The 15,416-nt window shown below is 73.8% G+C and carries 9 protein-coding genes and 1 pseudogene; 3 read left to right on the top strand and 7 right to left on the bottom strand.

The features are described from left to right. Window positions 1–58 precede the first annotated feature (58 nt). The 5 genes from B207_RS0115700 to B207_RS0115720 all read right to left on the bottom strand — a co-directional run bounded on the left by B207_RS0115700 (window position 59) and on the right by B207_RS0115720 (window position 7,107). Window positions 59–1,408 (bottom strand): AAA domain-containing protein, encoded by a 1,350-nt coding sequence (locus B207_RS0115700; protein ID WP_018637502.1) that lies wholly within the window; start codon window positions 1,406–1,408, stop codon window positions 59–61. Beyond that, window positions 1,405–2,952: a hypothetical protein gene (locus tag B207_RS0115705; RefSeq protein ID WP_018637503.1), complete on the bottom strand. Its 1,548-nt coding sequence runs from the start codon at window positions 2,950–2,952 to the stop codon at window positions 1,405–1,407. The genes B207_RS0115700 and B207_RS0115705 overlap by 4 nt, the downstream gene beginning before the upstream one ends. Then, a complete protein-coding gene (locus B207_RS0115710) occupies window positions 2,949–4,178 on the bottom strand; it encodes a hypothetical protein (RefSeq protein WP_018637504.1) in 1,230 nt (409 codons plus the stop codon). Before B207_RS0115710 ends, B207_RS0115705 begins: the two co-directional genes overlap by 4 nt. A 94-nt stretch (window positions 4,179–4,272) precedes the next feature. Continuing rightward, the gene (locus B207_RS40670; protein WP_018637505.1) at window positions 4,273–4,569 is read right to left on the bottom strand and encodes a hypothetical protein; all 297 of its coding nucleotides are present in this window, start codon (window positions 4,567–4,569) and stop codon (window positions 4,273–4,275) included. Between the two features lie 108 nt (window positions 4,570–4,677). Continuing rightward, window positions 4,678–7,107, bottom strand: a complete 2,430-nt coding sequence (locus tag B207_RS0115720) for an MMPL family transporter (RefSeq protein WP_051102544.1) — start codon at window positions 7,105–7,107, stop codon at window positions 4,678–4,680. A 507-nt stretch (window positions 7,108–7,614) separates the two neighbouring features. On the opposite strand from B207_RS0115720, the gene B207_RS0115725 reads away from it, so the two are divergent. Beyond that, window positions 7,615–8,544, top strand: coding sequence for an aldose 1-epimerase family protein (locus B207_RS0115725; protein WP_018637506.1), 930 nt, complete (start codon window positions 7,615–7,617; stop codon window positions 8,542–8,544). A gap of 40 nt (window positions 8,545–8,584) precedes the next feature. On the opposite strand, the gene B207_RS0115730 is transcribed toward B207_RS0115725, so the two are convergent. Together B207_RS0115730 and ligD are read right to left on the bottom strand one after the other, a co-directional pair. Further along, window positions 8,585–10,678, bottom strand: a complete 2,094-nt coding sequence (locus B207_RS0115730) for a VWA domain-containing protein (protein WP_026311093.1) — start codon at window positions 10,676–10,678, stop codon at window positions 8,585–8,587. Between the two features lie 431 nt (window positions 10,679–11,109). Further along, window positions 11,110–11,903 (bottom strand): annotated as a pseudogene (ligD, locus tag B207_RS42580) (non-homologous end-joining DNA ligase LigD). Between the two features lie 341 nt (window positions 11,904–12,244). Between ligD and B207_RS0115750 the strand changes: the two are divergent. Beyond that, window positions 12,245–13,501 carry a cytochrome P450 gene (locus B207_RS0115750; protein WP_018637513.1) on the top strand — a complete coding sequence of 419 codons (1,257 nt, stop codon included), beginning with the start codon at window positions 12,245–12,247 and terminating at the stop codon, window positions 13,499–13,501. Between the two features lie 290 nt (window positions 13,502–13,791). Continuing rightward, window positions 13,792–15,330 carry a bifunctional aminoglycoside phosphotransferase/ATP-binding protein gene (locus tag B207_RS0115755; protein ID WP_026311094.1) on the top strand — a complete coding sequence of 513 codons (1,539 nt, stop codon included), beginning with the start codon at window positions 13,792–13,794 and terminating at the stop codon, window positions 15,328–15,330. Window positions 15,331–15,416 lie beyond the last annotated feature (86 nt).

Here is a 15,416-nt window from a genome sequence, read left to right on the forward strand (position 1 = left end):
CGCCACCTGGTGCTGTGCGGCCGCGGAGCGCGCGTGCTGTGCGGCCGCGGAGCGCGCGTCAGGCCTGGACGCGGCTGGACGCCAGATGAGCGAGAACAGCCTGGTTGGCGGCCCAGCCGTCCGGGAACCGAACCGGCTCCCCGAGGTGCACGGGATCGCTGGTGGGGTGGGCGTCGAGCAGGTCCCGGATGCCGGCCCGGGCGACGACCAGGCAGGCCTGCCGATGCCGGGAGGCCAGGACGCACAGCCGGCCGGCTTCCAGGTGGAAGGCGGTGGCGTCGCGCCGGCCGGAGAGCGGATGCAGGATCACGGTGACCTCGTACTCCCGGCCCTGCAGGCGGTTGGCGGTGTCCACCACGATCCGGTCGTCGCCGAGAGCCGCGCGGATGGCCACCACCTGATCCCGGTGGGCGGCTCCGACCGCGACCCGGTCCGCGGTGACCAGGGTCTCCTCGCCACCGGATCGGGCGACCGTGCCCCGCTCGAGAACCCGTCGGGTGAGGGCCGCGACGGCCGCGACGGCTTCGGCGTCCGTGCGCACGGTGTGGCGGGCGGGGAGTTCGAGCAGCCCCCAGCCGGTGCCCGCGGCGATGTCGAGGACCTCGTCCACCGGCCGGTCGCCCCGCCCGGGGAGCACCAGGCCACGTTCCCCGAGGTCGGTGCCTGTCCGGAACCCGGTGAACGGGTAGAAGGCGTCGGCGACCACGGCCTGGGCGGTGCGCGGCAGGCGCCACGACACCGGCAGGCGGTGCACCGGCAGGTCGGGGTTGGTTCGCTGCAGTACGGCGACGGCGCTCTGCATCGGGTTCCAGACCAGGCCGTGCCAGCGGTCGTTGGTGACCGTGGAGAACGGGTCGAGCTGACCCGGGTCGCCGACGAACAGTGCCCGTTCGAACCGGGAGGCCATGGCCAGCAGCGTGTCCGACCGCATCTGGTACGCCTCGTCGATGATCGCCCAGGGCCACGTCCCGTCCCGGACGTACGTCCATTTCGCCGCTGTCGAGATGGTCACGGCCGGTTCGCCGAGTCCACCGACGTCGCTCGCGGTGACCACGTTCGTGAGCTCCGCCAGGCGGGGGGACGGGACGTAGCCGGCGCGGCCGAGGCGTCCGATCCGGGCGCCGGGCAGCTCCGCGGCAAAGCGCGCCGACAACCGCTCGACGAGGTCGTCGACCTGTTCGTTGGTCTGGGCGACGATCATCAGCGGTTCGCCGGAGGCGGCGAGGACAGCGGCGGTCCGGACTACGAGGGTCGACTTCCCGGCACCGGGCGGCGAGTCGACGATGACGCCACGGTGACACCCCGACGCCAGATCGTCCAGGATCCCGCGGATGGCCTGCTCGGCCTCGGCGGCCGCCGAACGGCCGGCCGCCGCCGAGCGCCCAGGCCCGGCGGAGAGGGTCGTCATTCCCAGACCTCCGCGGTGTCACGTTCGGTCGGCTCGTAGGGCTCGGGCGGACCGCCGTGCGTCCACGGGGTGTCCGCGGCGTCCGGCATGGCGACGGAGCGGACTCCGTCGGCGAGGACCGCGCTGTAGCAGAGGGTCTCACCCGCCTCCGGAACCGAGCCCGGGGCGGGAGCCGCGGACCGGCCCATTCCGCTCTGCGCCTCCAGAGTGATCAGAATCGCGCCCGTGGCGCCCCGGCCGCCGTCCGCGCCGGTGCCGATGTCCGCGACAGTGTCGCCGCCATCCCCAGGGGAATCAATCGCGACGATGAGGCATTCCTGCTTCCGCCGGCTGCTGGCGACGACGCGGGTACCGAGGGCGAGGCGGACCGGGTCCTCCGTCCGCACGGTGAGCAGGGGGCGGGTGACGAGCCGGCCCTTGCCCCGGCCGTTGGGGACACGCCGGTCGCGGTCGACGGCGAGAACGGTGCCCTGGAAGGCCTCGCCGGTGACCCGATGGTCGGCCATGACCAGCGGGTCGTCGAAGGCGCGTTCGGCGTCGTAGGCGGACTGGGCCGCTTCGATGCGGTTCAGCCGCCGCGCGGCCGCGACCGCGCCGTCGAGGCGGGCCTGCGGCAGGCCCTCCTCGGCCATGTAGGTGTGGAATCCCGTGTAGCGGGCGCGGTCGGTCTCCCAGCGGCCGGCGACCGACGCGCCGGGCGGTAGCTGGCGGAGCAGGTCGAGGGCGCGCCAGACCAGGTCCCAGGTCGGCTGGAGCTGGCCGCGCAGGACGTCCCGCAGACGTGCCAGCACCGTCGGCAGCGCGGCGGGATCGGTCACCGCGTCGTAGGCGGCGATCGCGGGGGCGAGGATGTCGTTGTCGAAGCCGGGGTCGGTGGTGGGGCCCGCCGGCGGGCTGTGCGCCGGGTCCTCGGCGAGGCGGGCGGACGTCGGACCGTCCCGGCCGGGAGGCGGGTCGATCCAGCCCATGGCGGCGGCGAGGTTCGCGTCCTCGAGGGCGCTCTGCCCGGTCGCCCAGTGCAGGGAGAGCAGGTCGGTGACGGCCCGGGCCAGCGAGGAGCCGGGGATCTCCGCCCGCTCGGCGAAGAAGGTGAGCCACCGCCCGAGCAGGGGAACGCTCGGCGGGACGGCGTAGTCACCGTCGGTGGCACGGAAGCGGGTGGAACGACCGAACAGCCGCAGGAAGGCGAGGCCCGCCGGGTTGGGCAGGATCAGCTGGGGGGCGTCGTGGGCCCGCGGCCCGTTCGCGAGCTCCTCGGCGTCGGCGGCGAAGCCGAGGACGTGCGGCAGGACGATCTCGGCGAGGTCGGCCGCGAAGGCGAAGCGCAGGTCGCGGTTGCGCGGCTGGGGCACGACGAGGAGGGTCGGGTCGGCCTGGCGGGTCCCGACGAGCGCGGCGAGCGGGGCGTTCGCCTCACCGGCCAGCGTCAGCGGGACGAGGACGAGCGGACGCTCGGACAGGTGCACATGACGCACGGTGGCGATCGGCGCGGCCGTCCCGGTGGCGGCGGCGAGCGCGCGGGCGTACGAGCTGATCGCGCTCACCCGTCGGCACCGCCGAGCGGCAGGGGCGCGCCGGCCAGCGCCTCGGCGTACATCCTGGCGGTGATCCGCAGGCGTTCGGCGGCTTCGGCCTGGTCCTCGGCCGGCGCGCGGGTGCCGTGGGCGAGGCCGAGCGCCTCGGTGACGGTGTCGATGCCACCGAGGTCCTCGCGCACGCTCGCGCCGAGGGCGGCCGTGCGGCCGGCGGCCTCGTGCCGGCAGCGGAACGCGAGCTCGCAGGTGGACAGGCAGTCCGGTGTGTAGCGGGCGTCGAGCAGGTCGAGTCCCGCGGTGAGCTCGGTGGCGGGCCGGGTCGGCGCACCGTCCGGGCCGGCGGCGAGGTCGAAGGTCAGGCCGGCGGGCAGGTCGTCGAGCAGAGCCTCGATGGTGGCCAGCCGGGTGAGCTGATGCTCGAGTCCGAGCAGCTGCCGCCGGACGTCGACCCTGGTCGCCAGGGGCGCGTTGGAGAAGTCGCGGGGGCACACGAGGACCACATCGTGGGAGACGGTGGCCGGCGGGACGACCGGCATCATCGGCACGGTCGGGACGACCTCGCGAGCGCGCAGCATCCGGCGCAGTGCCAGCACGTAGACGGCGGCCTGGACCGCGGCGGCCGCGACCTTCTCCCCGTCGGCCTGCCCGTCGACGACCGGGAACGACTTGATCTCGACGATGTGGAACTGCCCGTCGGGGCGGATCACCAGCAGGTCCGGTTCCAGGTGGACGTCCTGCCCGCCGACGGGCAGCGCCAGCAGCGGATGGGCGACGAGAACGATCCCGTGCGGGTCCGGGCGCAGCGCGGCGACCGTCCGGTCCAGCCGGTCCGCGAGGTTCTCCGCGGCCGGGCGGACCCCCCCGCCCTGCTCGGCGGACGCGCCGAGGTCGACGACGGTGACACCGGGGGAACCCTCGGGGCCGGGATCGAACCCCAGGCAGTCCGCCAGGAGACGGAGCAGATCGGTGCCACCGTCGTTCCTGACCCGGGCCTCGAAGGCGTTGCCGCGGATGATCGCGAACTGGGACTGGCCGAAAGGGGCCGCGAAGCCGATGTGGCGGGACAGGCCGTCCTTGTCCACCCCGGCGGCGTCGAGGACGGCCCGCCGGTTGCACCCTGGGTTACGGGTCAGTGCCGCGATGGTGCGCGCGTCGTGGCGCCGGCGGGCGGCGGAGCCTCGGATGAGGTCGAGGCGCGCCTCGGTCCGGTTCTGCTCTGACCCCCGGTTCTGCACTGACCCACCTTCGTGACGGCCGTCGTCGCGGAGCAACCGCGGGCAACGATGCCGTCGACGGGGGCGTCCGTCCAGTCTTGTGCCGGCATGTCGGTCAATGAGTTCGTGGCCGGGGCCGGGCGCAGGCGTCCTTGAGGGCGTCCGCGAGGATGCCGAAGGAGTCGAGCGTGCCGCCGGGCGCGCCGTCGATCTCGGGGAGGTTGTCGGTGGTGACCCTGCGCTCGCCGAGGACGCCGCGCAGGTCGGCGACGAGCTGGTTGCGCCCGCCGGCCTGCGTGAACAGCGTGGTCCCGGTGAAGTAGGGTCCGCTATCGCCTTCTTTATCTTGTCCTGATCCTTCGCGGCCACCGGTGATTCCTCTCCCATAGGACGACGAGTACGGGAGGAGCATTACCGAGGTCCAGCGAGATCGCCGACCCGGAACAATGCGCGAGATCCGGGAGAACAATGCGGGACGAGCTTTCTCCCGGATCACGCGGCGACATCTCCGGAAAGGATTTCAACGGACGAGCGGCGCTCCGGATCCGCCGGCGACGCGCCCGCCGTCCGAGCCGCCCGAGGCGGCGGAACCACCGGAGGCGGCCGACCCGCCGGCCCCGGACCCGGCCCCGGACCCGGCGGTGGTCCCCTTTCCCTTACCGGCAGGGGCCCCTGACGCGCCCTGCCCGCGACGGGTGGTGCGCTCCGCCTGCCAGCGCTGGCCGAGGTGGACGGAGGCGGGCAGAATCGCCGCGCGCACCAGGACTGCGTCCACCGCCAGGCCGATCGCCAGGCCGAAGCCGAGCATCTTCAGGGTGCGGGGTGGCTGCGCGACGACGGCGAGGAACACGAAGACCATCACGAAGTTCATGGTCAGGACGACGTGGCCGAGGTCGGCGTGCCCGCGGCGAACGGCGTCGCGGCCGTCGCGGATCGGGTCGGGCCGGGCGCCGTCCCGGCGGCGGGCGACCAGCCGGGCGGCACGCCGAAACGCTCCCCCGTCCCCGGCGCCGGTCTTCGCGGGCGGATCCGCGGAGCCGCCCTCACGCAGCCGCATGAGCAGGATGAGGTTCATCGCCGGCCCGAGCCCGAACACCGAGATCATGACCGGGACGAGGACGAACGGCTCGACGGGGCTGGTCATCACCCCCAGCCGCCGGGCCAGGTCGGGGTCCTGGAACAGGACCCGCAGCAGGCCGGCGGAGGCGAGGACGCTCAGCACGCCGGCCGCGCCGAGCACGACGGCGAGCACCGGCGAGCCCGCCACGGCGTACACCACCAGCCCGATCGTGAGCAGGACGATGGCGAGGAACAGCGGCAGGGTGGACCGGAACTCGTCCGCGGCGTCGTCGAACATGGCGGTCGGGCCACCGACCGCGGCGGTCGTGACGGTGCCGCGCAGCGCGGCGGGCAGCACCTCGTCCCGCAACTGTCGGACCAGGTCGCTGGTCTGGGTGGTGCGGGGGCCGTCGGCGGGCAGCACCCGGATGACCGCCGGTCCGCGTGTCGGGTCGTCCAGGGAGACCTCCGACGTCCGCACGCCCGGCACACCGCGGAGCACCGCGGCGACGGTGCGCGGTTCGGTGGTCCGTTCGGTGGGGTCGCGGGGCTGCCCCCTGTCCACGGTGACGAGGATCGGGCCGTTGATGCCGGCGAAGAAGCCTTCGCTCGCCAGGTCGTAGGCGCGCCGGGTGGTCATCGAGGTGGGGTCGGTACCCGAGTCACCGCCACCGATCCGCAGGCCGGACGTCTGGTTGCCCAGCGTCATGAGCAGGACGCCCGCCGCGACGACGATGAAGGCCGGGTAGCGGCCGACCTGCGCCGCCCACCAGGACCGCAGGCCGGGCCGCCGGGCGAGCCCGGCGCCGGCCATGGCCAGGTAGTGCCGTTCGGCCCAGCCGAGCAGCCGGGCGCCGCCCGTCGCGAGCAGCGCGGGAAGCAGGGTGAGCAGGGTGAGCACGGCCAGGGCCGTGCCTCCCGCGGCGGCGAGCGCCAGACCGCCGAACGGGCTGGGGCGCAGGGCCGCGAGGGCGAGCATCGCGAGACAGAAGCCGAACCCGCCGACGACGACCGCGGCACCGGAGCGGGTGGTCGCGACCGCCGCGGCCTGAGCCCGGTTCCTGCCGCTCAACAGCGCCGACTGGGCCCGGTGCACGGCGACGATCGCACCGCCCAGGCAGGTCCCGAAGGCGAGAACGGCGGCTGTGACCGGGGCGAACGGGGTCAGCTGGGTGACATGCGAGAGCCGGGCGGTGAGCGCGACGGCCAGCAGCGCGCTGACCGCGGCGGGCAGCACGCACACCAGGACAGCCAGCCGCGAGCGGAGGGTCACCCCCAGCAGCACGATCACGGCGAAGGCGGCGACGGCCAGCGGCGCGGGCTGGAGATCCGAGGACTCGATCATGGTCACGCCGGGACCGGACAGCTCGACCTGGATCTCCGGCCCGTCGTAGGCACGGGCCGTCGCCAGGAGCTGGCGGACGTCGTCGAGGTCCGGGGTGAGCGCGTCGTCGTCCATGAGCACGGAGACGAGCGCGGTCCTGCGGTCGGCGCTGACCGGGTCGATGCCGGCGGTGGCGGCACCGATCGGCCCGGCGGGGTCGGCGACGAGGACGACGCCGGGAAGCCGGCCCGCCTCGGCGACCAGAGCGGTGATCCGCTCGCGGGCCCGGCCGGCGTCGACCGTCCCGAGCCGGGCCCGTACCACGATGGTCTCGACGTCCGGCAGCTGTGCGTTCGGCGAGGACCGGGCGACGCCGTCCATGGCGCGCGCCGCCTCGGAACCGGTCGGGGCGACCTGCTGGGCGTACCGGGCGCCGCCCTCCCGGATGTACTGGACCGCGGGCACGAACGCCACCAGCCACGCCGCCAGAACCAGCCAGCGATAGCGTGCGCAGCAACGCGCGAGAAGCCCCACGACTCCGGTGAGTTTCTCGGGCCTGTCGGTCATTCGAACACCCTAGAACGGGAAATTGCCCCCTATTCCGCCGTTGGTGGGGTCGGTAGCAATGGTCCGTATGCTCCATAGTTCCGGGGCTGGGAAGGCCCGCCTTCGGCCGCCACGCAGCGCAATGGCAGACCCCACGAAGATGCCTTTCTCGCGGACGGATCCAGGGGTCGATGGCGGCAGTGGCGTATGACGGCACCCGTTTTCTCGGCGGCCCGGCCGTCACGCGGCCGGCAGGTGCCGACCGCCGTGACAAACCCCACCGCCAGCGAGGATTCGGGGTTTCCCACCACCACGCGGCCCCCGCTATCGGACGCCCGGCCGTCGAAAGTTCCCCGCCGGCGGTGGGAGGTGCCGCGGCCCGGGGCGGAAGGTGCCGGCCCGAGGTGGGTGGGGACGCCGCGCCGGGCGGGCCGCGCGCCGGGCGGGCCGGCGCGGCGGCGATGATGAACGGGTCCGCCGCGACGGCGGGCGGGCCGCATCCCGCGGCACGAGGACGGAGGCCAGGCGATGGGGACGAGCGCGCCGTCGGGGCGACAGCTCGAGCTGGTGCACGGCGAGAGCAGCGCGGTGATCACCGAGGTGGGTGCCGGACTGCGCGAGTACCGCGCCCACGGGGTCGCCGTGCTCGACGGCTACCCGGCCGACGCGATGGCGACCAGGGGCCGCGGCCAGCTGCTGCTGCCCTGGCCGAACCGCGTGGACGGGGGCCGCTACACCTTCGGCGGGGCCGGGCATCAGCTGCCCGTGAACGAGGTCGCGCTCGGCAACGCGAGCCACGGCCTGACCCGCTGGCTGGCCTGGGACCTCGAACGCCTCGACGAGGCAGCGGCGCGGGCCCGGGTCGTCCTGCACGCCCAGTCGGGCTACCCGTTCACCGTGGGGTTCACCGCCCTGTACCGGCTGGACGACGGCGGGCTGACCGTCACCGTGACCGCGACGAACCTGGGCGCGGCCCCGGCGCCGGTCGGCATGGGTGCCCACCCCTACTTCGTGCTGCCCGGGGCGGACGGTGCCCTGGTCCAAGCGGACGACATCACCGTGACGGTGCCGGCGAGGACCCGGCTGCTGGTCAACGACCGCCTCATCCCCACCGGTGCGGAGCACGTCGCCGACGGCCCGTTCGACCTGCGCGAGCCGCGGCGCCTCGGGGATCTCGTCCTCGACACCTGCTTCACCGATCTCGCCCGCGACGACGCCGGGCGGGCGACCGTCACGCTGACCTCCGCGGGCGGTGGTCTCGCCATCTGGCAGGACGAGACCTGGCCCTGTGTGCAGCTGTTCACCGGAGACACGTTCGCGCCCGGTGAGCGGCGGCGCAGCATCGCGGTGGAGCCGCTGACCTGCCCGGCGAACGCGTTCAACAGCGGCGCCGGGCTGCGCGTCCTGGATCCGGGCGAGTCGTTCGGAGGTTCCTGGGGGGTGAGCCCGCGGCGCTGAGCGCCGCGGCCCCGGCCCGCTCGCGTGAGGTCGCGTGAGGTCAGCGGGCCGGGAGCAGGTCGAACTCCGCCTGGGCGGTCTCGGGTGTGACCCGCAGCAGCCGGATGAACCGCCGCACCGGTTCGATGCCGCCGTCCTGGTACAGCCGCTCCAGGATGTCGGCGCCCCGGTAGGGCCAGGTCCGGTGGCTTCCGGACCGGATGTAGTGGGTGCACTCCTGCGCCATCCGCGGGTTGTCGCGGTAGAAGTGCGCCTGCGCCCAGGCGGCCAGCGCCTCGTTGAGCCGGGTGCCCGCGGCCCAGGCGGACGTCCCGGCGGCGGCCGCGCGGGCACCGTGCTCGTCCAGGCCGGTCGCGATGGCGGCGTGGGTGTGCTCGTGCACGAGCGCCAGCTCACAGAACGCCGCGGCCCGTTCCCAGGTCGGCTCGTCGAGGACCGCGTCACCGCGCAGCGCCGCGGCCACCTTGCCGAGCGCGCCCGCCCCCATGAGCACAGCCGGCGCGGACGTCGGCACCAGCATGCCGGACCGCCCGAAGCGCCCCGCGCCGCCGGAGTACCGGAAGACACCGAACACGTTCGCACCGGAGCGCAGGAACTCGGAGGCGACCGGGTCGCGGGCGTCGACCATGGTGCGCAGGTCGTCGAGCGCGGCACCGAGGCGCAGGCGGAAGTCCTGGTCGATCGGCGGGTCGGCGACCACCCCGCCCACCGACCGCTCGATCGCCGCGGCGGCGCGCGGCCCGAGCTCGGTCACCAGCCGTGCGCGCACCTCGGGGTCGATGCGGTTGCGGGAGTGGGCGCGGATGTGCCGGTCGGTGTAGCGGGTCACCAGCTCGCAGTAGAGGCCGGCGAAGCTCGGGAAGTCCTCCGCGCACCGCTGGCGCCAGATCATCGGTGGCTCGGGGAAGGACGGCCCCGCGCCGCTGTCCTCGTCCAGGGAGGTGGGACGCCCCGCCAGGTAGCGGCGGACGTTGCCGGCGAAGCCGCCCAGCGCCTCGCGCCGGACGTGGACCAGGTCGGTGTCGGGACCGACGTCGAGCACATGCTCGGTGAACGTCACCAGCAGCGCGCGGACCCGGTCGACCGCTGCCTCCTCGTCGGCGGCGAGCGCGCCGGACGGAACGTCGCCGGTGTGGTCCTCGGTGGTGAACCGCGCGTCCGGCTCGCAGGTGCGGCGCAGATGGGTGACCGTCGTGTCGTCGGTGACGTAGGTCGGCGGCGGGTAGTAGCGCAGGCCGGTGAGATCCTCCAGGAACGGGACGATCGTGCGCAGCGACTCCCCGATGCGCTCGACGTTGCCGTTCGCGACCGTCGGGACGAGGGTGAACACCGGGAAGGTGACGTCCACCCGGCGCGGGGCCGGGCGCCGGCGCCCCGGCGGCTCCTCCCCGCCCGCGCCCTCCCCGCCCGCGCCCTCCCCGCCGGCGTCTCCCGCGCCTCCCGGAGCCGCGGTGGCCTGCTCCGGAGCGTCGGGCCCGCGGCCTGCCGCCCCACCCGCTCCCGGCTGCGCGCCCGCGGACTCCTCCGCCTCGGCTCGCACGGCCTCACCGGCGGGTGCGTCCGCGGGCTCGGCAGGCGCGGGCTCGGCAGGCGCAGGCTCGGCCGCCACCGACTCGGCGGACGCAGGCCCGACCTCCACCGGACGGGCGCCCGCCTCCAGCGACTGCAGCGCGGCACGGCGGCCGGCGGCGGAGATCGCCCGGCCGAGATCGCCTTCGCCCGGGGCGGCTTCCCAGCTCCCGCCGGTGACACCGACGATCACCTCGGCGAGCTCGCCGGCGCGCGGGGACGTGTCGAGCACGACGACGTCGACCGTGATCCCCGAGTGCGCGCAGTCATAGGCGGCCTGGAGCAGGTCGCCAGGAGCGGTGAGGTCGTCGGTGACGAGCAGCAGGCGGGCGAAGGGCGGCTGTTCGGGCAGGCCGGCGAGGTGCAGCCGGGCACGTTCCAGGGCGGAGGCGACGTCCGCGCCGCCGCTGTCGCCGGTCGGGGCGACGGTACGCAGCGTCCGTTCGAAGGTGGCGCGGTCGCCGGCACGACCCTCGTAGACGACATCCGCGGAGTCGGTGAAGCCGACCAGGACGGTGGGCATGGCCGGCGGCAGCTCGGCAAGCGCGTGGGAGACGCTCTCCACCGTGACGTCGAGTTTGCCGCGCCCGGACTCTCCGTGCTGTGTCGAGCCGGCTCCGGGCCGGCTGCCGTCAGCGCTCTTCCCCTCGTCGGAAAGATGTGGACCGGAACGCGGGCCCGAGCGAGGCCCGGAACGTGAGTCGGCCGGTGTGCGGCCATCCGCGGAACGCCGGTGCCGAAGACCACCGAGGTTCGGGAATGACCGCGTTCCCGCACCCGTGCGGTCGCCTCGACGGCGGCCGAAGCGGGTGTGCGCGGAATCGCTGCCGAACGGCCGCGACATGGACGCCGAATGGTCCAGTAGAACAATCCACACCGCGCCGACTCCCCCCTGACCGACGGCAACCGGAACGGGACCTCGGGTATGTGGATCAGCGTACGCGACCAGCCGGCGGCCAGGCGGTTACGGGCGTCCCCCGAGACATTCGGTGGGCTTCAGGTGGTCTTCTTCGCGCGGCTGGGCTGTACCCGGCGCGGCTCGCCGGCCATCTTCGGATGGTCGGGCGGGTAGGGCAGATCGGCCAGACCGTGCTCGGCGACGTCCCGCTCCCACCACTGCAGCAGCGGGCCGAGATCATGGTGGGTGTCGTCGATGCCGGCCCACAGGTCGCCGAGGCGTTCGAACCGCTCCGGCACGGAGCGGACCGTGAAATCGCGGGGCTCGACGTCGGGAAGCTCGTCCCAGCGCACCGGGGTGGAGACCGGCGCTCCAGCTCACGGGCGAACGCGATGGCGGCGTGACGGACCTGGGTGAACGTCCACCGCGGCTCGATGCGGACGTAGATGTGCAGGCCGCGGCCGCCGCTCGTCTTCGGCCAGCCGATCCAGCCCAGCTCGCCGAGCAGCACGCGGGCCTCGGCGGCGACGACCGCCGCCTCGGTCACGCAGATCTCGTTCGCGGTCCGGCCGCTGGGGAAGGTGATCCGTGCTGTCTGCACATAGTCCGGAGCGTTCCTGGGCACCCGCTTCTGCTAGAAGGCGTCACTCGGTGTCCCGTCGCGCTGGGTCGGCTGGGCTCCCTCGACCACGCCGTCGGGCCAGCGTTCCAGGGTGGTCGGTCGTGCCCGCAGGGCGCGGACCGCGCCGTCGGCGACCGCGAGGTAATAGCGGACAAGATTGATCTTGGTGACGCCCGCCTCGGGAAAGTAGACCCGCTCGGGGTTGCTGACCCGCACCGCCCGCCCGCCGACATCCAGCTCGAGGGGTTCGCCATACCGTGACACCGCCATCGTGTGACGGTATGGCGGCCTTGGTCAGGGCACGGACACTCTCGCCGGGTCCTCCTGCCCGGAGTTCTCGGCCGCAGCCGAGGAGGATCGGTCCGCCCCCCGGCGGAGATCATGTCGTTCCCGACGACGATCACCGATGGCCGGCCGATGCCGCGGTGACCGCGGGAAGCACCACTCTTAATCACCCGATAGAAGACAGAAATGGCGGTTGACGTTTCCGCCGATCATTCTCGAAGATGGGGAGAACGCACCGCGCGAGGTCGCAGCCGCGCACCGGGAAAGGCGGTGGGAGGAATTCGTTCCCGCCGGACCGGCTGGCCCACTGCTCGGAGGAGTTCGCGATGGAGAATGCGGCGACGCCAGCACAGAAAGCCGGGCAGCCGCCGGCGATACTGACGGCTCTCGAGGCGGTGAGCCGGCCCGACCCGTACCCCACCTACCGGTCGATACAGGAGAGCGGAGCATTCATCCGGTGTGACGTCGGGGGCTGGGTCACCACCATGGTCACCGGCTATGCCGACTGTTCCGCCACCTTTCAGAGCCCCTCTTTCGGCAGCGGCTACTCGGCGGGGATCCATGCCGACGCGCACCGCGCGCCCGGCTCGACGGACAGCGGGCTGAAGTCGCTGCTGCGGAAGGACCCACCGGAGCACACCCGCCTGCGCGGCCTGGTGAGCCGGGCGTTCACCCCGGGCGTCGTCGCGACCCTGACCGAGGAGATCACCTCTTTGGTCGACACGCTGCTCGACGCCGCTCTCGCGGCCGCCGAGGTCGACCTGATCGAGGCCTTCGCCCGCCCACTGCCACTGTTCGTCATCTGCCGCCTGCTGGGCGTCCCGGCGCAGGACGAGCCCGTCTTCAGCGAGTGGATCGTCCCGATGGTGCGCGGCCTGGCACCCGACATGACGCTGACGCCGGAGGACCTGCGCGCCCGCACGGAGGCCACGAACGCCATCCACGACTATTTCCGGGAACTGGTCGCCGAGGTCCGGGCGAGACCACGCCACGACCTGCTGAGCCAGCTCGTCGCCGCCGCGCGGGACAGCGACGATCTCCCCGAGCAGGAAATACTCGACCTGTGCGTCCTGCTGCTCGTGGCCGGTTTCGAAACAACTGTGAACCTGATCGGCAGCGGTACGGTCGCGCTTCTACGGAATCCGGACCAACTGGCCAGGCTACGCGCGGACCCCGATCTCGTTCCGGCCGCGGTAGAGGAAATGCTCCGGTATGACCCGACGTTCCCCTTCACCGTACGCACGGCGCTGCGGGACACCGAGGTTAACGGGCGCCCGTTCAGGCGGGGAGACGGCGTGGTGCTGCTCCTCGCGGCGGCGAACCGCGATCCCGGCGCCTACCGTGAACCCGACCGGTTCGATGTCGCGCGGTACGCGGATTCCACGGACGTCCCCCGCCATCTCGGGCTGGGCCTGGGTGTGCATTACTGCCTCGGTGCCCCGCTGGCCCGCGCGGAGGGGGTGATCGCGTTCCGTGCCCTGCTCGCCCGGGCCGGGCGGATCACTCTGCTCGACGAGCCCTCCTACCGGACCAGCGCCTGGGTGCGGGCGATGAGTCAGCTGCCGATCGGGCTGTCGGGGTAGTCCCCCGCGGCGGCGGCACATTCGGGACCGGCGACGCATTCGGGACCAAAGACCCGCGCCGCGGGCCGCCGGCCGGGGCACGGATTCCCGGCCGACGGTCAGGCGAAAGCGTGTCCCCGGCCCGTCCAGCGCGCTGACCTGGACGGGCCGGGTGGCGTCAGGCGCATCACACCGAACGCGGCCGCCGCCCGCCCAGGTGACCTTCCGCCCCTGAGGGTGCGACTTTCGGACGCCGGTAGCCCGACTCACGCACGCTGTGATCTCCGGGGGTTGACCGGCAGTCTCATTCCATGCGTATGGCGACGACCGGCATCACGGTCCCCGCAGGCACCGGGCCAGGTCTCGGCGCCATGCCGGGCCTGCCCGCCGCGCTCTCCGAGACGCTGACGTCCGTGCTCGTGTTCCTCGGCGACCGGGTCTACAAGATAAAGAAGACCGCCGACCTCGGGTTCCTGGATTTCCGTACCCGTGAGGCACGTCTCGCCGCCTGCCAGGCCGAAGTCAACCTCAACCGGCGCCTCGCCCCGGACGTCTACCTGGGCGTCGCCGACATCCAGGGCCCGGACGGGGTGCTGCTCGACCACATGGTCGTGATGCGGCGCCTGCCGGCCGACCGCAGGCTGTCGTCGCTCCTCGCCGCCGGCAGCGACGTGACCGGCCCGCTGCGCGCCGTCGCCCGGCTGCTGGCCGACTTCCACGCCCGCTGCGCCACCTCGGAGCGGATCACCGAGGCTGGTTCCCCGGCGAACCTGCGCTGGCTGTGGGCGGAGGTCCTCGACAGCATCGAGCCGTTCCTCGGGCCGGTGCTCGACACGAACACCATCGACGCCATCCGCCACCTCGCCCACCGCTACCTCGACGGCCGCGGTCCCCTGCTGCACGAGAGGCAACGTGACGGACGCATCCGTGACGGCCACGGCGATCTACTGGCCGACGACATCTACTGCCTCGACGACGGCCCGCGCATCCTGGACTGCCTGGAGTTCGACCAGCGGCTGCGGGTCGGCGACGTCCTGTCCGACATCGCCTTCCTCGCCATGGACCTGGAGCGCCTCGGCCGCCCGGACCTCAGCCGCTTCCTGCTCGACCAGTACCGGGCCTACACGGCCGTGACCCACCCGCTCTCCCTGGAGAACCTCTACATCGCCTACCGGGCCTTCACGATGTGCCGGATCGCCTGCACCCAGTACGCGCAGGGCTGGGCCTCGGCCGCGGCCGAGGCCAGGGCTCTCGCCTCGCTCGCGCTCGCCAGCCTGCGGCGCGGCCGGACCCGGCTCGTCCTCGTCGGCGGCGGCCCGGAGACAGGGCGCTCGGCGGTCGCCGGCCGTCTCGCCGAAAGCGAGGGCTGGACGCTGCTGCGCGCCAGCTCCGTCGAACGCGAGCTGGGCCGCCTGCCCCGTGGCGACGGCCACCCGGACAGCCACCTGGACGGCCATCCGGACGGACGGGTCGACGGACGGGCGGACAGGCGGACGGACGTGGCCGCAGCGGTGCGGGACGAGTTGCTGCGCCGGGCCAGAACCGCCGTCGAGCGCGGTGAGACCGTCGTCCTCGACGCCTCCTGGACCCGGCGCCAGGACCGGCAGGAGGCTGCCGCCCTCGCCCGTGCGACCTTCACCGATCTCGTCCAGCTTCGCTGCGCGCCCCCGGGACCGGCGGCGGGGAGCCTCGCCCGCGCCGAGAGCGACGCCGGTTCCCCCGTCGCCTGGTCGACGCCGACCGGGCCCGAACACCCCTTCCACACCGACCCGTGGCCGGAGGCGAAGACCCTTGAACACGGACCCACGCCGACCGACATCCACCGGGCGGCACGGCGGGCGGCACGGTGAACCGCCGGCCGCCCGGCCGGCGCCGGAGGCCACCCACCCTGCCGCCGCACCGGCCGCCCACCCGGTCCCGGGCCCACTCACGGCCG

Origin of the sequence: Parafrankia elaeagni, assembly GCF_000374165.1 — a bacterium.
GTDB lineage: Bacteria > Actinomycetota > Actinomycetes > Frankiales > Frankiaceae > Parafrankia > Parafrankia elaeagni.